The sequence below is a fragment of the Streptomyces sp. OZ13 genome (assembly GCF_052068155.1).
GTDB lineage: Bacteria > Actinomycetota > Actinomycetes > Streptomycetales > Streptomycetaceae > Streptomyces.
On the sequence record NZ_JBQHCZ010000031.1, the window covers coordinates 1 to 19,014 of the forward strand.

General features: G+C 73.4%; 9 protein-coding genes. All 9 read left to right on the top strand.

From position 1 onward, the window contains the following. Positions 1-12: 12 nt before the first annotated feature. On the top strand, positions 13-7,275 hold the full coding sequence (locus ACTMTU_RS35620; RefSeq protein WP_441267569.1) for an SDR family NAD(P)-dependent oxidoreductase: 7,263 nt from the start codon (positions 13-15) through the stop codon (positions 7,273-7,275). Positions 7,276-7,277: 2 nt separating this feature from the next. After that, positions 7,278-8,768, top strand: a complete 1,491-nt coding sequence (locus ACTMTU_RS35625; protein ID WP_441267570.1) for an MFS transporter — start codon at positions 7,278-7,280, stop codon at positions 8,766-8,768. A 176-nt stretch (positions 8,769-8,944) separates the two neighbouring features. Further along, positions 8,945-9,127, top strand: a complete 183-nt coding sequence (locus ACTMTU_RS35630) for a DUF5302 domain-containing protein (protein ID WP_441267571.1) — start codon at positions 8,945-8,947, stop codon at positions 9,125-9,127. A gap of 312 nt (positions 9,128-9,439) precedes the next feature. Beyond that, on the top strand, positions 9,440-11,329 hold the full coding sequence (locus ACTMTU_RS35635; RefSeq protein ID WP_441267572.1) for an acyl-CoA dehydrogenase: 1,890 nt from the start codon (positions 9,440-9,442) through the stop codon (positions 11,327-11,329). Positions 11,330-11,367: 38 nt separating this feature from the next. Then, the gene (locus ACTMTU_RS35640) at positions 11,368-12,219 is read left to right on the top strand and encodes a 4'-phosphopantetheinyl transferase family protein (RefSeq protein WP_441267573.1); all 852 of its coding nucleotides are present in this window, start codon (positions 11,368-11,370) and stop codon (positions 12,217-12,219) included. 260 nt (positions 12,220-12,479) lie between these two features. Continuing rightward, on the top strand, positions 12,480-14,585 hold the full coding sequence (locus ACTMTU_RS35645) for a condensation domain-containing protein (protein ID WP_441267574.1): 2,106 nt from the start codon (positions 12,480-12,482) through the stop codon (positions 14,583-14,585). Positions 14,586-14,648: 63 nt separating this feature from the next. Further along, a complete protein-coding gene (gene metK / locus ACTMTU_RS35650; RefSeq protein ID WP_441267575.1) occupies positions 14,649-15,872 on the top strand; it encodes a methionine adenosyltransferase in 1,224 nt (407 codons plus the stop codon). Positions 15,873-15,902: 30 nt separating this feature from the next. Then, the gene (locus ACTMTU_RS35655; protein ID WP_441267576.1) at positions 15,903-16,886 is read left to right on the top strand and encodes a carbohydrate kinase family protein; all 984 of its coding nucleotides are present in this window, start codon (positions 15,903-15,905) and stop codon (positions 16,884-16,886) included. Then, positions 16,883-19,014 (top strand): homocysteine S-methyltransferase family protein (locus ACTMTU_RS35660; RefSeq protein ID WP_441267577.1); only part of this gene is annotated, 2,132 nt, incomplete at its 3' end. The genes ACTMTU_RS35655 and ACTMTU_RS35660, both read left to right, overlap by 4 nt.

Below are 19,014 nucleotides of genomic sequence, written 5' to 3' on the forward strand. Positions count from 1 at the left end.
TCGGCGTCGGGTGTGCTGGGCACGGCCGGCCAGAGCACCTATGCCGCTGCCAACACGGCCTTGGACACGCTGGCCGCTCTCCGTCGTAGTGAGGGTCTTGTCGCGACCAGCCTTTCCTGGGGTCTGTGGCAGCAGGCCGGTATCGGGCTGACTGCCGCGCTGGGGCAGGCGGACGTGGCGCGGATGCGGCGCCAGGGCTTCGGGGCGCTGTCCCAGCAGCAGGCGCTGGCGGCGTTGGATGCCGCTCTGCTCCAGCCGTATGCCCATCTCGTTCCGGTCAAGCTGGAGACGGCGCGGGTCGAGGACCCGCCCGCGCTGCTGCGGGCACTCGTGCGCAGGAGGCGCAGGCCGGCGGCCGGCACGACCTCCTCCGGTGGTCGGGGCACGGTGTTGCGTGACCGGCTGGCGGGTCTGCCGGAGGGTGAACGGCTGCCCTATCTGGTCCAGTTGGTGCGTTCCGAGGCGGCGGTCGTGCTGGGGGCGTCCAGCGCGGACGGTGTCGGTGATCACCAGGCGTTCAAGGAGCTCGGTCTGGACTCGCTGATGGCGGTCGAGCTGCGGCGCCGCCTGTCCGCGGCGACCGAGGTGGCCCTGCCGGCCACCCTCGCTTTCGACCATCCCACCCCCGCCGCCGTCGCCGGCCTCCTCCTCGACCGTCTCGACCTGGCCGACACGACCGCGGCGGCGACACACCCGTCGGCCCCCGCACTCGACCGCGGCACGCCCGACGACCCGATCGCCATCGTGTCGATGGCCTGCCGCCTGCCGGGCGGCATCGACACCCCCGAAGGTTTCTGGGAACTCCTCGTCACCGGCGGCGACGCCATCGGCCCGTTCCCCTCCCGCTGGGACGACCTGGACCTGTACGACCCCGACCCGGAAGCGGTCGGCAAGAGCTACACCCGCGAGGGCGGATTCCTCGACGGTGTCGAGGACTTCGACGCCGCGTTCTTCGGCATCAGCCCGCGTGAGGCCCAGTCGATGGACCCGCAGCAGCGCCTGGTGCTGGAAGCGTCGTGGGAGGCGCTGGAGCGCGCCGGCATCCGGCCCGACTCGCTGCGTGACAGCCGCACCGGGGTCTACCTCGGCGCGATGAGCTCGGACTACGACCGCCAGGGCCAGGGCCTCGACGCCCTTGACGGCTACATGAGCACCGGCAACGCGAGCAGTGTCATCTCCGGCCGGATCTCCTACGCGCTCGGCCTTCAGGGCCCCGCCGTCACCATCGACACCGCCTGCTCGTCCTCCCTGGTCGCCCTGCACCTGGCGGCCACCGCGCTGCGGCAGGGCGAGTGCGACCTCGCCCTCGTCGGCGGTGTCACCGTGATGTCGACACCGTCGACGTTCGTGGAGTTCAGCCGGCTGAAGGGGACGGCGACGGACGGGCGTTGCAAGAGCTTCTCCGCCCAGGCCGACGGCGCCATCTGGGCCGAGGGCGCGGGTGTGCTGGTCATGAAGCGTCTGTCGGCGGCCGAGCGGGACGGCGACCGGGTCCTGGCCGTGGTTCGCGGCTCCTCGGTCAACCAGGACGGCGCCAGCAACGGCCTGACCGCCCCCAACGGGCCCTCCCAGCAGCGCGTCATCCGCGACGCCCTGGCGTCCGCCCGCCTCGCCCCCGCGGACATCGACGCGATCGAGGCGCACGGCACCGGCACCTCGCTGGGCGACCCGATCGAGGCCGGCGCTCTCGCCGAAGTCTTCGGCGAGCACCCCGTGTTCCTCGGATCGGCCAAGTCGAACCTCGGCCACACCCAGGCCGCCGCCGGCGTCGTCGGCGTGATGAAAATGGTCCTCGCCCTCCAGCACGAGACACTGCCCCGCACCCTGCACGCCGACGAGCCCAGCCCCCACATCGACTGGGACACCAGTGGCCTGACCCTCCTTCAGCAGCCGCAGCCCTGGACCAAGAGCGAGCGCACCCGCCGCGCCGGCGTCTCCTCCTTCGGCCTGAGCGGCACCAACGCCCACGTCGTCATCGAAGAGGCGCCCGCCCTCGTCACTGCCGCGCCGGCGGTGGTCGAGGCCCCGGTGCCGGTGGCCGTGCCGCTGGTCGTGTCGGGCACCGACGAGGACGCGCTGCGGGCCCAGGCCGGGCGCTGGGCCGACTGGCTGGCCGCCCACCCCGACGTGCCGCTGCGGGACGTCGCCGCCACCGCCGCCCTGCACCGCACCCACCTGGAACACCGTGCGGGGGCCGTCGCGACGACCGCCGCCGAGGCGGCCGCGGCCCTGCGGGCCCTCGTGGACGGCGTGTCGCATCCTCAGCTGGTGACCGGCACGGCGCGCGACCGGGGCAAGGCCGTCTTCGTCTTCCCCGGACAGGGCAGCCAGTGGCGGGAGATGGGCAGGCAACTGCTCGTGCAGTCCCCGGTGTTCCGTGAGGCGGTCGAGGAGTGCGACTCCGCTCTGCTGCCCTGGACGGGATGGTCCGTCCTGGCGCTGCTCGCGGGCCCGGACAGCGGCATCCGGGACGACGCGCTGCCGCCGTTCGACCGGATCGACGTGCTGCAGCCCGCGCTCTTCACGGTCATGATCGGCCTGGCGGCCCAGTGGCGTGCCCTGGGCGTCGAGCCGGCCGCCGTGGTCGGCAGCAGCCAGGGCGAGGTGCCCGCCGCGGTGGTCGCCGGGGCGCTGTCCCTCGAGGACGGCGCCCGCCTGGTGGCGCTGCGCAGCCAGGCGCTGCTGCGTGAGTGCAGCGGCCGCGGCGCGATGGCGCTGCTGGAACTGCCGGTCGCCGACGTCGAGGAGCTGATCGCACCGTACGGGGACGCGCTGTCCGTCGCGGTGGTCAACACGGCCACCTCCACGGTGGTCTCCGGAGACGCCGACGCCGTGGAGCGACTGCTCGCCGAGATGGAAGGACGCGACGTGTTCTGCCGCCGGGTCCAGTCCGACGCCGCCGGGCACAGCGCGCACATGGACCCGATCCTCCCCGCTCTGGCGGCCGGCCTGGCCGGTCTGCGCCCGCGCGCCTGGTCCGTTCCGTTCTGCTCGACGGTCACCGGCACGATCGTGGACGGTGACACGCTGGACGCCACCTACTGGTGCCGCAACCTGCGGGAGACCGTCCGCCTCGACCGGGCCCTGCAGAGCCTTTCCGCAGCCGGGTTCGGGGTGTTCGTCGAGATCAGCCCGCACCCGGTGCTGGGAATGCCGCTGACCGACGCCTGCTCCGCAGGCGGCGGCGTCGTGGTCGGCAGCCTGGCGCGCGAACGGGGCGACATGGCCCAGCTGTTGCGCTCACTGGCCGTCCTGCACAGCGAGGGCCACCCGGTGGACTTCCGCGCGTTCCTCCCCGACGCCGCCGCGCCGGTGGAGCTGCCCACCTACGCCTTCCAGCGGCAGCGCTACTGGCCGGAGCCGGCGACCGGCAAGGGCGCGGGTGCGGGCGACGCCGGCTCCATGGGCCTGGTCGCCTCCGGGCACTCCTGGCTGGGGGCGGCCACCACGGTGGCCGACGGCGAGGGACATCTGCTGACCGGGCGGATCTCCACCCAGGACCAGCCCTGGCTGGCGGACCACGCGATCAGCGGAACGGTCCTGGTGCCCGGCACCGGTCTGCTGGACATGGCGCTCGCCGCGGCACGCGCGGTCGGCGCGGCGCGGGTCGGTGAACTGACCCTGGCCCAGCCGCTGGTGCTGCACCCCGGCGTCCCCATGCGGCTCCAGGTGCGGGTCGGCGCCCCCGACGACCGAGGACGGCGCTCCCTGTCCGTGCACAGCCAGCCGGAGAACACCGCCGATGCCGGTACGTGGACCCGGCATGCCACCGGTGAACTCGACGACGGCACGAACAGCCCCACGGCCGGCGCGCTCAGCGGGCCGGCCTGGCCGGCGGCCGGCGGCGACCGTATCGACCTCGGCGGCTTCTACGAACGCTGCCACACGCAGGGACTGGAGTACGGCCCTCTCTTCCAGGGGCTGACCGAGGCCTGGCGGTCCGGCGACGCCCTGTACGGGGTCGTACGACTGCCCGCCCCCGCCCCGGGAACGGACACCACCCCCGCCACAGCCGCCCCGGCCGACGCCGTCACCGGTTACGGGATCCACCCGGCGCTGCTGGACGCCGCCCTGCACCTGCTCGCGGCAGCCGGACCGATGGACGCCGGCGACGGGCAGGGCGCGGCGGAGGACGGCACCGTCCTGATGCCGTTCGCCTGGCGGGACGTCGAACTCCACGCCACCGGCGGCACCGAACTGCGCATACGCGCCGAGCGCACCGACGGGACCACGGTGCGGCTCCTCGTCGCCGACGCCACGGGCGAGCCGGTCCTCACCGTCGGCGGACTCGAGGCCCGCCGGGCCGACATGGCCCGGCTGCGCGAGGCCGCCGCCCCGCAGACCGGCTCCGAGGACCTCCACCGCATCCACTACCAGCAACTCGCCCTCGACACGGACGCCGCCACCCCGGCCCCGGGCACCGACACCCCGGGCACCGGGGGGACCGCGCTCGTCGGCGCCGACGGCATCGCCGCCGCATGGCTGGGAGTCACGCCGGCGGCCACCGGCACCAGCCTGCCGGACTTCGGTGACATCCCCCCGTCCCGCATCGTCGTCGACCTGACCGGCGCCACGACCGGGATCCCGCAGAACGACACCCAGGACGCGGCCCAGGACGCCCAGGACGCGGTGGTCCGGGCGCTGCACCAGGTGCAGGACTTCCTGTCCGACCCGCTGCTGGACGACTGCGAGATCGTGTGGATCACCCGGGACGCCGTCGCCGCCCGGCCGGAGGACCCCGCCGCGTCACTGACGCACTCACCGCTGGCCGGACTGCTGCGCGCGGTACGCGCCGAGCACCCCGACCGGTCGCTGCGCCTGGTCGACGTCGGCTCCGACGTGAGCGACCCCGGTCTGCTGGCCCGGGCGCTCGCCGTCGGCGGGGAGCCGGAAATGGTGCTGCGGGGCGACACCGTCCTGGTGCCGCGGCTGCAGCGTGCCCCGGCGCCCGACGCCGGCACCGCCCCCGAACCGGGCGGCGCGCCGTGGCACCTGGACATCCGGGAACGGGGACGGCTGGACACCTTCGAGTTCCGCCCCACCGGGACGGAGCCCCTGCCCGCCGGCCACATCAGGGTGGCGATCCGGGCCTCCGGCATGAACTTCCGGGACGTCCTCAACGCACTCGACATGGTGTACTCGCCGCGGCTCGGCCTCGAATGCGCCGGCGTCGTCGTCGAGACGGCCCCCGACGTCACCGGACTGCGCCCCGGCGACCGGGTGATGGGCCTGGCGACGGGCACCTTCGGCACCGAGGTGTGCGTGGACGCCCGCCTGATGGTGCGGATCCCGCCCGGCCTGTCGTTCGCACGGGCGGCGACGGTGCCGCTGGTGTTCCTCACCGCCTACTACGGCCTGCACGACCTCGCCCGGCTGCGCGCCGGGGAACGGCTGCTGGTGCACGCGGCCGCGGGCGGCGTCGGCATGGCCGCCCTGCAACTCGCCCGGCACTTCGGCGCCGAGGCGTACGGCACGGCCGGGCCGGCCAAGTGGGACACGCTGCGCCGGCTGGGACTGCCGGGCGACCGGATCGCCTCGTCGCGGGACACCGCGTTCGAGTCCCGGTTCAACAGCGCCACCCATGACCGCGGTGTCGACGTCGTACTCAACTCCCTGACCGGCACGTTCGTCGACGCGTCGTTGCGGCTGATGCCCGGCGGCGGACGTTTCCTGGAGATGGGCAAGACCGACATCAGGGACGCGGACCAGGTCGCGGCCGACCACCCCGGCGTCACGTACCAGGCGTACGACCTGCGCGACAGCGGCGCCGACCGGATCCAGGAGATGCTGCGGGTCATCGCCGGTCTGCTGGAACAGGGAGTCCTCGCACCGCTGCCGTACGAGGCGTTCGACGTGCGCGAGGCGCCCGCCGCGTTCCGCCACATGGCGCAGGGCCGGCACGTGGGCAAGATCGTCCTCACCGTGCCGCGCGCCCTGGACACGGACGGCACCGCACTGCTCACCGGCGGCACCGGAGAACTGGGCCGGCTGGTGGCCCACCACCTGGTACGCGAACACGGCATACGGCACCTGGTGCTGACCTCACGCCGCGGCCCGGACGCGCCCGGCACCGCCGAACTGGTCCGGCAACTGGAGGAGGCGGGCGCCGAGTCCGTCACCGTGACCGCCTGCGACGTCTCCCGCCGCGACGACATCGCCTCGGTACTGGCCGCCGTCCCCGCCGGCCACCCGCTCACCGCCGTGCTGCACCTGGCGGCCGTGCTGGACGACGGCGTGGTGCACAACCAGAGCGCGGAGCGGTTCCGGCGGGTCCTGGAACCCAAGGTGGCGGGCGCCCTCCACCTGCACGAACTGACCGAGGACCTCGACCTCGCGGCGTTCGTCCTGTTCTCCTCCGCGGCCGGCACCCTCGGCGCCCCGGGCCAGAGCAACTACGCGGCCGCCAACGCCTTCCTGGACGCACTCGCCGCCCACCGGCGCAAACGCGGCCTGCCCGCGGCCAGCCTCGCCTGGGGCCTGTGGGCCCAGGGCGGCACGGGGATGACCGCGCACCTCGGCGACGCGGACCTCGCCCGGGTGCGCCGCCGCGGCGCCCGGGCACTGACGGCGCAGGAGGGCATGGCCCTGCTGGACGTGGCGCTGGCCCGGCCGGAGACCCTGCTGGTCCCGCTGAAGCTGGATGTCGCCACACTGCGCGGCGACACCGGCGAGGTCGTCCCGCTGCTGCGCTCGCTGGTCCGCCCGCAGCTGCGGCAGGTGCGCGCACAGGCACCGCAGACCGTGTCGTTCGCCGAGCGTCTCGCCGGCCTGACCCCCGACGAGCGCGTCGCGTCGCTGCTCACCACCGTGCAGAACGAGATCGCCGACGTGCTCGGACTGGCCGGTGCGGCCGCGGTGCCGGCCGACAAGCGGCTCAAGGACTTCGGCCTGGACTCGCTGATGGCGGTCGAAGTACGCAACCGGCTGTCCAAGTACGTGCAGGCGGCGCTGCCCAGCACCATGGCGTTCGACTACCCGACCCCCCGGGCGATCGCCGACTTCCTGTACGTACGGCTGGACTTCGACGGGGAACCCGAGCAGTCCGGCCCGCCCGCCGACCCCGCGGAGGCGGCCCGATGGGCGCTGTCGCGGGTGAGCGCCGAGCAGCTTCAGCAGAGCGGTGTGCTCGCCCGTCTGCTGGAGATCGCCCAGCCGCGGCCCGCGGCACAAGCGGCCGCCGACGCGGTGCGCACCGCCGACGCGCTGCAGGCCGCGGAGGAACTGACCGCCGACGAGATGGATCAGGCGCTCGACGCCGTCCTGGGGAGTCTTTGATCGTGAACGAAACCACCACCGGACCCGGACCGGGTTCACGCCGCCGCTGGCTGGCGCTGGCGATCGTCGGAGCGGCGATGTTCCTCGACACGCTCGACGCGTCCATCGTCACCGTCGTCCTGCCCGCCATCCAGACCGACCTCGACAGCAACTACGCGATGGCGCAATGGACCCTGGCCGGATACACCCTCGCCTTCGGACTGCTGCTGATCACCGGCGGCCGGCTCGGCGACATTTTCGGCCGTAAACGCGTCTTCATGGCCGGCGTCGCGGGATTCACCGCGGCCTCGGTGGTCTGCGGCGTCTCCGTCAGCGGCGAGATGCTGGTGGCCGGCCGGTTCGTGCAGGGCCTCATGGCGGCGCTGATGGTGCCGCAGACCATGGCGGTCGTCGTCACCCTCTTCCGGCGCGAGGAATGGGCCAACGCGTTCACCCTCGTCGGCGTCGGACTCATCGTGGGCAGCGTCAGCGGACCGCTGCTCGGCGGCGTGCTGACCGAACTGGACCTGCTGGGCCTCGGCTGGCGCGCGATCTTCCTGATCAACGTGCCCCTGGGTCTGCTGACCCTCCTGCTGGCCGCCTTCTACGTGCCCGAGAGCCGCTCCGACGAGCCGCTGCGCGTCGACCTGACCGGCGTGCTGCTGCTGGCCGCAGCGGCGCTCGGCCTGCTGTATCCGCTCGTCCAGGGCCGCGAAGAGGGCTGGCCGCTGTGGATGTTCGCCGTCATGGCGGCGGCAGCGGCCCTCCTGGTGCTGTTCGCGCTGCAGCAGCGGGCCCGCCACCGACGCGACGGTTCGGCACTCATCCCCCCGCCGCTGTTCCGCCCGCCGTCGTTCCGGATCGGACTGACCCTCACCCTCCTGTTCTACACCGGCATCAGCTCCTTCTTCCTCGTCCTCACCTACCACCTGCAGTTCGGCCTCGGCTGGTCCGTGTGGCGCACCGCCCTGGCGACGGCCGCATGGCCGCTGGCCATCATCGCCGCGACGCAGGTGTCCTGGCGGGTCAAGTCGGTGAGCGGACGCACCTGGGTGGGCGCCGGGTCGCTGGTCCTGGCCCTCGGTGTGCTCTCGGCGATCGTGGCCGTACGGTCCTCGGGAGCCGGACTGCAGCTGTGGCAGGTCGCCGCGGCCGGCGTCGTCATGGGCATCGGCATGGGCCTGTGCTCACCCGTCCTGACCGCCGTCGTCCTCGGCGACGTGCCCGCGAAGGACTCCGGCGTCGGCTCCGGCGTCGTCAACGCCTTCATGCAGCTCGGCTCGGCCGCAGGCATCGCGGTCGTCGGCATGGTCTTCTTCTCCCTCACCGGCGGCCACGGCACCGGCGACGCCGAACTGCTGGGCGGCGCGCTGTCCACGACCCTCTGGTACAACGTGGGCGCCTTCCTGCTGACGGCGGCGCTCAGCCGCCTGCTGCCCGGGCCGGACGGACAGACCGCCGCCCCGGGCGAGGAACGCGAGCCGGACACCGCCGCGGAACTCGCGGCACCCTGACACCAGAAACCCCCGGAACCACGGAAACCCCGGACCCCGGAACCCTGAAAACAATTGCATGAGCAATTCATAATGGTGGCTCACGGGTGGCGAATTGAGGGCCGAAATCGACCCTCGTCAGATTTCCCTTTCTGTGCCACGCTGATCCGGCTGTTGATTATGCCGAGGAGGTTCGCATGGCCGATACGCCGCAGAACGATGCCGTAGAGGACGACGCCAGGCGCAAGTTCCGGGAGGCGCTCGAGCGCAAGGACCGCAAGGGCGCGTCCCACCAGGCGCAGGGCGACATCCAGGCGCGGATCCAGGGCAGCACCAACCCGGCAGGCGGCAAGCGGTACTTCCGCCGCAAGACGGGCTGACCGCCGCGCAGGAGAAGGGCTGTGGCTTCCCAAGGGGGAGCCGCAGCCCTTCCTCGTGCCCGGCGGAAGGGCGGACGGAGGTCCGCTCGAGACACACTCGAATTTCCCTCGCGTCACGCTCGAACGTCGCTCGCGCCATGCTCGATCACGAATCCGGCCCCGACCGCTGAACTGCGGATGCGATTTGCGGACAGAAAGCCCTGGGCGGGTTCGTGTCCACGGGACCCGGACCCCACGTCGAGCGCCGGTCCACCGGTCCTCGACCGCCCTCACCGAAAGTCCTGCGTACGTGCAGAGTAAGGAGTGTTCGAGGTGCTGGATCAGAACGCTCACCCGCCGCATGCGAGTGCCGTCGCCGTCCCGGCGCTTGCCGCGCACGCCGCGGGCCGGCCGGCCCGGGACCCTGACCGGCACACGGCCCGGGACCGGGACCCCGGCCGTGAGCGCGGCCGGACACCGGCCCCGGCCCCGGCACCGGACGTGGACGCGGAGGCGGACGCGGTCCGGCGCGCCGCCCGGCTCGAGATGCTCCTCGGCGACCCGTACGACCCCGCCAACCCGCACGGACTGCGCGCCCTGTTCGCCGCCGACGACCGGCGCACCCCGCCCGCGGAGACCGAGAGCCTGCTCATCCGGGCGGGGCTCGGCGCCGAGTTCGTACCCGCCGAGTACGGCGGCCGGCTCACCCGGGCGGACCTGCTCGCACGCGTCCTGCGCCCCCTGTTCCGCCGCGACGTCGCCCTCGGCTTCGGCGCCGGCATCACCTCACTGTTCGCCGCCGGCGCCGTATGGGCGGCAGGCACCGACCGACAGCGCCGTCACCTCGCGGACCTGCTCCTCAGCGGCGGGCGGGCCACGATCCTGCACCACGAACTCGCCCACTCCAACGCGATCCTGCGGCACGAGTTCACCGCCCGCACCGCGGCGGACGGCGACTACCGCCTCGACGGCCGCAAGGACGTCATCATCAACGCCGCACGCGCCGACGCGCAGATCGTCTACGCACGCACCGCCCCCGCCCGCGGACCACGCAGCCACTCCGTGCTCCTCCTCGACCCCGACCGGGCCCCGCAACAGCCGCCGGCCGTACGCCACCTGCCGCGCGTCACCACCCCGGGCATGCGCGGAGCGCTCTTCTCGGGGCTGGAGTTCACCGACTACGCCGTTCCCGGGGACGCCCTCGTCGGCGGCACCGGCGACGGCGTCACCCTGGCCCTGCGCACCTTCCAGGTCAACCGCAGCCTGATCTGCGGCGTGGTCACCGCGGCCGCCGACACCGTCCTGCACTCCGCCGTACGGGCCGCGACCACCGGCCGCAGCGGCCCGGTCGCACGCCGCTGGCACAAACCGCTGACCGGCGTCTTCGCCGACCTGCTGGCCTGCGACAGCATGTCCACCGTCGCGCTGCGCGCCCTCAGCCTGCTGCCCGACCGGGCCCACATCTTCGCCGCCACCGTCAAGTACGTGGTGCCCAACCTGCTGCGGGAGGACCTGGAAGAGCTCGCCACCGTCCTCGGCGCACGCGGCTACGAACACGACAGCCCCGAGTACGGCGCCCTCGACAAACTCGTACGGGACCTGCCGGTCGCCGGCCTCGGCCACGCCGGAACCGCCTCCTGCCAGGCCGTGATCGTCCCCCAGCTGCGCACCCTGGCCGAACGCTCCTGGTTCGCGGAGGAGGAGCCACCGCCCGAACTGTTCCGCCGCAGCGCCCCCCTGACCCCGCTGCACTACCCGTCGCTGGGCATCGCCGGCGGCGGAGACTTCATGGCCGCCTCCCTCGTCGGCTCCGCCGCCCGGCTCGGCGCCTCCCGCGGTGTCGGTGGGCACATCGCCGCCCTCGCCGACCTGGCCGAAGGGTTCGTCACCGAACTGCGCGCCCTGCGCGACCAGTGCCGCCGGCTGCCCGCCTACGGCACCACCGCACTCGCCGACCCCGCCGTGTGCGTCCTGAGCGACCGCTACAGCCTGATCCTCGCCGCTGCCGCGGTCCTCGGCGTCTGGGAGGGCCAGGACGGCGCCGACCCCTTCCTCGCCGACCCCGCCTGGGCCGTGCTCGCCCTGTCCCGGCTCGGCGAACGGCTCGGCATCCCGGTGCCCCGCCTGCCCGACAGCTGCCCCGAACACGTCCTGGACGAACTGGTCCGCCGCTATCGGACAGGCCGCAGCTGCGACCTGGACGCGACCGCCCTCGCCCAGTGACACCCGCACGGGCCGCGACACAGGGAAGGACCAGCCCCTTGACGAGAACCGAGGCGACGCCCGCGCAGTGGACCGACGCCGAACGCATCACCGAACCGATCCACGTCAGCGGCCCCGACGGACCGTGGGACCGGGTCCGCGAAGGCATGGACCTGCGTGGCAACGCCGTCGTGCACACCACGTGGGGCGAATGGCTCACCGGCGCCGTCGCCGACCCCTCGCTGCGCCCGCTGCTCGGCCGTGACTGGCAGCGCTATCGGCACACCTCGGACCCGACCATCCGCTACCGCTTCGTCGCCTCCCGGCTGGCCACCAAGTTCACGGCCGCCGCCGCGCTGGGCACCGCCCCCGCCGACCTCGACCTCGCCTACAAGATCGGCGGACGGCCCTATCTGCGCGGCCTCGACCAGATCGACGTGAGCCTCACCCACACCGACGACCTGATCGCCGTCGGCATCAGCCGCAACGGCCGGATCGGCGTCGACGCCGAACCCGCCGACCGGCACATGTCGTTCGACCTGCTCCAGAGCCATGTGTGCACCCCCGCCGAACGCGCGGAACTCGAAGCGCTGCCGGACGACGCGCGCAGAGCCGGACTGCTGCGGCTGTGGACCCTCAAGGAGGCCTACACCAAGGCCCTCGGCCAGGGACTGCGGCTCGGCTTCACCGAGTTCGGCTTCGGCGTCGACACCGGCGGGCTGTACGCCCCGGACGGCGCACCGGCCGCCCGCGGCGAGTGGGCCTTCGCCTCCCACCGTGTCCTCGGCCGCTACCTGATCAGCGTGGCCTGCCACGACGCCGGCCTCGACACCTCCCGCGACACCGCGGCCCGCACCATGCTCGACGAAGGCTTCATGGGCGCCGTCGCCGGCCTCCTCGACCCGCCGTGACGGGCCCTCGGGCGGTTCCGGACCCGGGCCGGTCCGTGGTGTCCGGCTTCCGGGTGCCCCTCCGCGGACCCACACCTCCGCCACCACCCGCCCGGCAGGGGCGAGGGGGCCGCGACGCCCCCGTGGCCCGGCCGCCCCGGAGGGCGGAAAGCACGTCCGACCGCGGTGTCAGCGCCGTATCAGGCCCGTATGGGCGGGCCCTCGCATACTCGTTCCGAGCTCGCAGAGAGGGGAGGGAGGGGGCGTGCCCCGTACGGACCATGACGACCGATCACTCCTCACCCATGTCCCGGAAGTCGCCGGACAAGCCGATGGCCGTGGTCCTCGACCCCGGGAAGCCCCCCTACGACACCCCGCCCGTCCTGGAGCTGCGCGGCCCGCTGGACACCGGCCGCATCGAGGCCGCTCTTGAACGGATCGCCGCCCGCCGCCCGGACACCCTGCCCTGGCAGCACCGGCTCCAGTACCTGGGGCCCGGGCTGCACGCACTGAGCATCACCCCCCAAACCCCCGGCGCCTCCGGCGACTTCCCGGTCGGCCTGCTGGCCGACCTGCTCACGGACGCGTCGACCGGCCGCGCGCCCCTGCGTTCCGTCGCGGCCGCCCCGCTCCAGCGCGACCTGCTCGCCGACGCCGACGCCCACCCCGGCACCGACCGGCACGTCGAACAGCTCACCTGGACCTGGCACGGGCCGCTCGATCCCGACCTCTTCGCGGCCGCATGGCAGTCCCTCTTCGAACGGGACAGCGTGCTGCGCGCCGCCTTCGACGACGGCCCCGAACCCCGGATCGTGCTGCACGAACAGGTCACCCCCGACATCGTCCGGCTGCCGCACACCCACGACTGGAACCTGCTCGTCGCACGCGACCGGCGACGCGGCCTCGACCCGCGCCGCCCCGGACCGCTGCGCATCACCGTGCTCGACGGCGGGCCCGCCGCATCGGACCCGCCCCCGCCCGTGCGGCTGCTGCTGACCTACCACCAGGCCCTGCTCGACGAGTGGAGCGTACGGCTGCTGCTGCGGGAGTTCTGCCGCGCCTACCTGGCCGGCGGCCGGCTGCCGGGCGGCGAACGCCGCCCCGACCTGGGCGACCACGCGGCCTGGCTGGCGCGCCAGGACACCACCGCGGCCAAGGAGTTCTTCGCACGCGCCGCGCCGCCGCCCGAAGCCGCCCACTGGCCCGAGCCCGCCGGACCCGCCACCCCGGCCGCCGGGCCTGCCGGCACGGGCCGTGCCCGGCTGCGGCTCACCCCCGCCCGGACGACCCTGCTCCGCGAGTGGGCCGCCTGCTGGGGCAGCACCGAGAGCGGCGCACTGCAGGCCGTGTGGGCCCTGCTGCTGTACGCGGCCACCGGATCGGCCCGCCCCGAACCGGTCCGCTTCAGCGTGACCGTCTCCGGACGGGGCATCCTCCTCGAGGGCGTGGAGCGGCTGCCCGGCGCCCTGCGCAACCCCCTGCCGGTGACCGTCACCGTCGACCCCCGCTCCAGCGTGCCGCACCTGCTGGCCCAACTGCGCGACCGGGTCCTGGACATGGCGGCGTACGAATGGGTCTCCGCGGGCCAGATCCGTGCCTGGACCGACGACCCGGCCAGGGCGACGGCCCACCCGGGCAGCCTCGTCGTCTTCGACGCCGGCCGTCCCTCCCTGGACCCGCCGGCCGCCGAACTCGCCGCCCGGTCCGTCCGCGTCGGCCCGCCCGAACCGCAGGGCGCCCGCACCGCGTTCCCCCTCACCCTCGCCGCCCACCACGACAGCGACGGGGCCCTCGTGGTGACCGCCACCTACGACCGCGCCCTGCTCACCGGCATCACCGACGTCCTCGGCCGCGCCGCGCACCTGCTGCACGACCTGCCCCGCGTCGGCGACGAGTCCCTGACCATCGCCGACGTACTGGCCCTGCCGGCCGGCACCGGACCGCACACCGGCACGGCGGCCCTCACCCTCGAGCCGCCGAACGGGCCCGCCACCGACGACGAGACGCCCGGCGCCCCCGCCCTCACCGTCCTGCGCCCCGCCCGCGACGCCGGCGCCGGCACCGTCTGCCTCCTCGCGGCGCACGGCACGCCACGCTCCTGCTACGACCTGCTCGCCCGCTCCTACACGGGCCCCGAAGCGCTCGTGCTGCTGGACCCGGTCCCCGACGACCCGCACGCCCGGTACACGGCGCTGAGGCCGCTGACCGACGCGGGCGGTCCCCTCGTGCTCGGCGGGTTCTCCGGCCACGGACCGGCCGCCCACGACATCGTCCGCCTCGTCGCGGCAGACGGCGGCCGGCCGCCCCTCGTGGTGCTCACCGGCCCCGCGACCGCCGCCGGCGACCTCGCCCGCCTCCTCGAAGCCGTCGCCGGCCGGGCCGGGTGACCACCGGGCGGTGACCGAGCCGACGAACCGACCGTCCAACCGACCGCACACATCTGGAGAGTCATGTCCCGACGTCTGTTCACCTCGGAGTCCGTGACCGAGGGCCACCCCGACAAGATCGCCGACCAGATCAGCGACACCGTCCTCGACGCCCTGCTGCGCGAGGACCCCACCTCACGCGTCGCGGTGGAGACCCTGATCACCACCGGCCAGGTCCACATCGCCGGCGAGGTCACCACCAAGGCGTACGCGCCGATCGCCCAGCTGGTCCGCGACACGATCCTGGCCATCGGCTACGACTCCTCCGCCAAGGGCTTCGACGGGGCCTCCTGCGGTGTCTCCGTCTCCATCGGGGCGCAGTCCCCGGACATCGCCCAGGGCGTCGACACCGCGTACGAGAAGCGGGTGGAGGGCGCCGCCGCGGGCGACGACGCGGACGAACTCGACCGGCAGGGCGCCGGCGACCAGGGCCTGATGTTCGGCTACGCCACCGACGAGACACCCTCGCTGATGCCGCTGCCCATCGAGCTCGCCCACCGCCTCTCCCGCCGGCTCACCGAGGTCCGCAAGGACGGCACCGTCCCCTACCTGCGCCCCGACGGCAAGACGCAGGTCACCATCGAGTACCAGGGCAGCCGCCCCGTCCGGCTCGACACCGTCGTCGTCTCCTCCCAGCACGCCGCCGACATCGACCTCGGCTCCCTGCTGACCCCCGACATCCGCGAACACGTCGTCGAGCACGTCCTGGCCGCTCTCGCCGAGGACGGCATCAAGCTCGAGACCGACAACTACCGCCTCCTGGTCAACCCCACCGGCCGCTTCGAGATCGGCGGCCCGATGGGCGACGCCGGCCTGACCGGCCGCAAGATCATCATCGACACGTACGGCGGCATGGCCCGTCACGGCGGCGGCGCCTTCTCGGGCAAGGACCCGTCCAAGGTCGACCGCTCCGCCGCCTACGCCATGCGCTGGGTCGCCAAGAACGTCGTCGCCGCCGGTCTCGCCGAGCGCTGCGAGGTCCAGGTCGCCTACGCCATCGGCAAGGCCGAGCCCGTCGGCCTGTTCGTCGAGACGTTCGGCACCGCGACCGTCGCCCAGGACCGCATCGAGAAGGCCATCGCCGAGGTCTTCGACCTGCGCCCGGCCGCCATCATTCGCGACCTCGACCTGCTGCGGCCCATCTACGCCGCCACCGCCGCCTACGGCCACTTCGGCCGTGAACTGCCCGACTTCACCTGGGAGCGGACCGACCGCGCCCACCGGCTCAAGGCCGCGGCCGGTCTCTGAGACCCGCCCGACCTGTGAGGAGATCCTGACGTGCGCATCGCTGTCACCGGTTCCATCGCCACCGACCATCTGATGGTCTTCCCCGGCCGGTTCGCGGATCAGCTGATCCCCGACCAGCTCGCTCATGTCTCGCTCTCCTTCCTGGTCGACAACCTCGAGGTGCGCCGGGGCGGAGTGGCGGCCAACGTCGCCTTCGGCCTCGGCAGCCTCGGCCTCACCCCCCTGCTGGTGGGCGCCGTGGGCGGCGACTTCGCCGAGTACGAGGTCTGGCTCAAGGAACACGGCGTCGACACCGGCCCCGTCCTGGTCTCCACCGAGCACCAGACCGCCCGGTTCATGTGCATCACCGACCAGGACGCCAACCAGATCGCCTCCTTCTACGCGGGCGCCATGCAAGAGGCCCGCGACATCGACCTGTGGCACCTGACCACCACCGGAGCCCGCCCCGACCTCGTCCTGGTCTGCCCCAACGACCCGGCCGCGATGCTGCGCCACACGGCGGAATGCCGCGAGCTGGGCCTGCCGTTCGCCGCCGACCCCTCCCAGCAGCTCGCCCGCCTGGAAGGCAGCGAGGTACGCGACCTCGTCGACGGCGCCCGCTGGCTGTTCACCAACGAGTACGAGGCCGCCCTGCTGCTGGAACGCACCGGCTGGGAACACGCCGACGTCCTCGCCAAGGTCGGCGCCTGGATCACCACCCTCGGCGGCGCCGGCGTCCGCATCGACCGCGCCGGCCACGAACCCCTGACCGTCCCCGCCGTCCCCGACGCGCCCGCCACCGACCCCACCGGCGTCGGCGACGCCTTCCGGGCCGGGTTCCTCGCCGGCACCGCCCGCGGCCTGGACCTCACCGGCGCCGCCCACCTCGGCTGCGTCGTGGCGGCCGAGGCTCTCGGCGCGGTCGGCTCGCAGTCCTACCACGCCGACCGGGCCCGCCTGCTGGCCACCGCCGAACGCGCCTACGGCCCCGCCGCGGCCGCCCTGCTGGCACCGGCACTGGGGGAGCGCCCATGACCACCACCCGCACCGACGCCCGGCGCATCGACGCCCTGCGCGAAGCCCTCACCACCCGCGTGGTGGTCGCCGACGGCGCCATGGGCACCATGCTCCAGGCCCAGGACCCCACCCTCGAGGACTTCCAGAACCTCGAGGGCTGCAACGAGGTCCTCAACATCACTCGCCCCGACATCGTCCGCTCCGTCCACGAGGCCTACTTCGACGTCGGCGTCGACTGCGTGGAGACCAACACCTTCGGCGCCAACCACGCGGCCCTGGGGGAGTACGACATCCCCGAGCGGGTCCACGAACTGTCCGAGGCGGGCGCCCGGATCGCCCGCGAGGTGGCCGACGCGTACACCGCCTCCACCGGCGAACAGCGCTGGGTACTGGGCTCGATGGGCCCCGGCACCAAGCTCCCCACCCTCGGCCACGCCCCCTACACGCTGCTGCGCGACGCCTACCAGGCGAACGCCGAAGGACTCATCGCCGGCGGCGCGGACGCGCTGCTGGTGGAGACGACCCAGGACCTGCTCCAGACCAAGGCCGCGATCATCGGCGCCCGCCGCGCCATGGACGCCACCGGCAGCCGCCCGCCGCTGATCTGCTCGGTGACGGTCGAGACGACCGGCACCATGCTGCTCGGCTCCGAGATCGGCGCCGCGCTCACCGCGCTCGAGCCGCTCGGCATCGACATGATCGGCCTCAACTGCGCCACCGGCCCGGCCGAGATGAGCGAGCACCTGCGCCACCTCGCACGCCACTCCCGCATCCCGCTGTCCTGCATGCCCAACGCCGGACTGCCCGTCCTCGGCAAGGACGGCGCCCACTACCCGCTGACCCCCGCCGAACTCGCCGACGCCCAGGAGCAGTTCGTCGCCGACTACGGTCTCTCCCTGGTCGGCGGCTGCTGCGGCACCACCCCGGAGCACCTGCGCCGCATAGTCGAACGCGTCCGTGATCTGACCCCGCCGGCCCGCAACCCGCGCCCCGACCCGGGCGCCGCCTCCCTCTACCAGGCGGTGCCGTTCCGGCAGGACACCGCGTACATGGCGATCGGTGAGCGCACCAACGCGAACGGGTCGAAGAAGTTCCGCGAGGCCATGCTCGAGGGCCGCTGGGACGACTGCGTGGAGATGGCCCGCGACCAGATCCGCGAGGGCGCCCACATGCTCGACCTGTGCGTCGACTACGTGGGCCGCGACGGCGTCGCGGACATGGCCGAGCTCGCCGGACGCTTCGCGACCGCCTCCACCCTGCCGATCGTGCTGGACTCCACCGAACTCCCCGTCCTCCAGGCCGGGTTGGAAAAGCTCGGTTGCCGTGCGGTCATCAACTCGGTCAACTACGAGGACGGCGACGGACCGGAGTCGCGGTTCGCGAAGGTCACCGCGCTCGCCAAGGAGCACGGCGCCGCGCTGATCGCGCTGACGATCGACGAGGAGGGCCAGGCCCGCTCGGTGGAGCACAAGGTCGCGGTCGCCGAGCGGCTGATCGACGACCTGACCGGCAACTGGGGCATCCACGAGTCGGACATCCTCATCGACACGCTCACCTTCACCATCTGCACCGGGCAGGAGGAGTCCCGCAAGGACGGCCTCAACACCATCGAAGCCATCCGCGAACTCAAGCGCCGCCACCCCGACGTGCAGACCACGCTGGGCCTGTCCAACATCTCCTTCGGCCTCAACCCGGCCGCCCGCGTCCTGCTCAACTCCGTCTTCCTCGACGAGTGCGTCAAGGCGGGCCTCGACTCCGCGATCGTCCACGCCTCCAAGATCCTGCCCATCGCCCGGTTCGACGAGGAGCAGGTCACGGTCGCCCGCGACCTCATCCACGACCGCCGCGCCGAGGGCTACGACCCCCTGCAGAAGCTCATGGAGCTCTTCGAGGGCGTCTCCACCACGTCCCTCAAGGCAGGCAAGGCCGAGGAACTGGCCGCCCTGCCGCTCGACGAGCGCCTGCAGCGCCGCATCATCGACGGCGAGAAGAACGGCCTGGAGGCCGACCTCGACGACGCCCTGAAGGACACACCGGCCCTCGCCATCGTCAACAACACCCTCCTGGCGGGCATGAAGGTCGTCGGCGAGCTGTTCGGCTCCGGGCAGATGCAGCTGCCGTTCGTGCTCCAGTCCGCCGAGGTGAT

Coding starts and splice junctions, on each gene's coding strand:
- ACTMTU_RS35630 (WP_441267571.1), top strand. CDS start 8,945: ATGGCCGATACGCCGCAGAACGATGCCGTAGAGGACGACGCCAGGCGC.
- ACTMTU_RS35645 (WP_441267574.1), top strand. CDS start 12,480: ATGACGACCGATCACTCCTCACCCATGTCCCGGAAGTCGCCGGACAAG.
- metK (WP_441267575.1), top strand. CDS start 14,649: ATGTCCCGACGTCTGTTCACCTCGGAGTCCGTGACCGAGGGCCACCCC.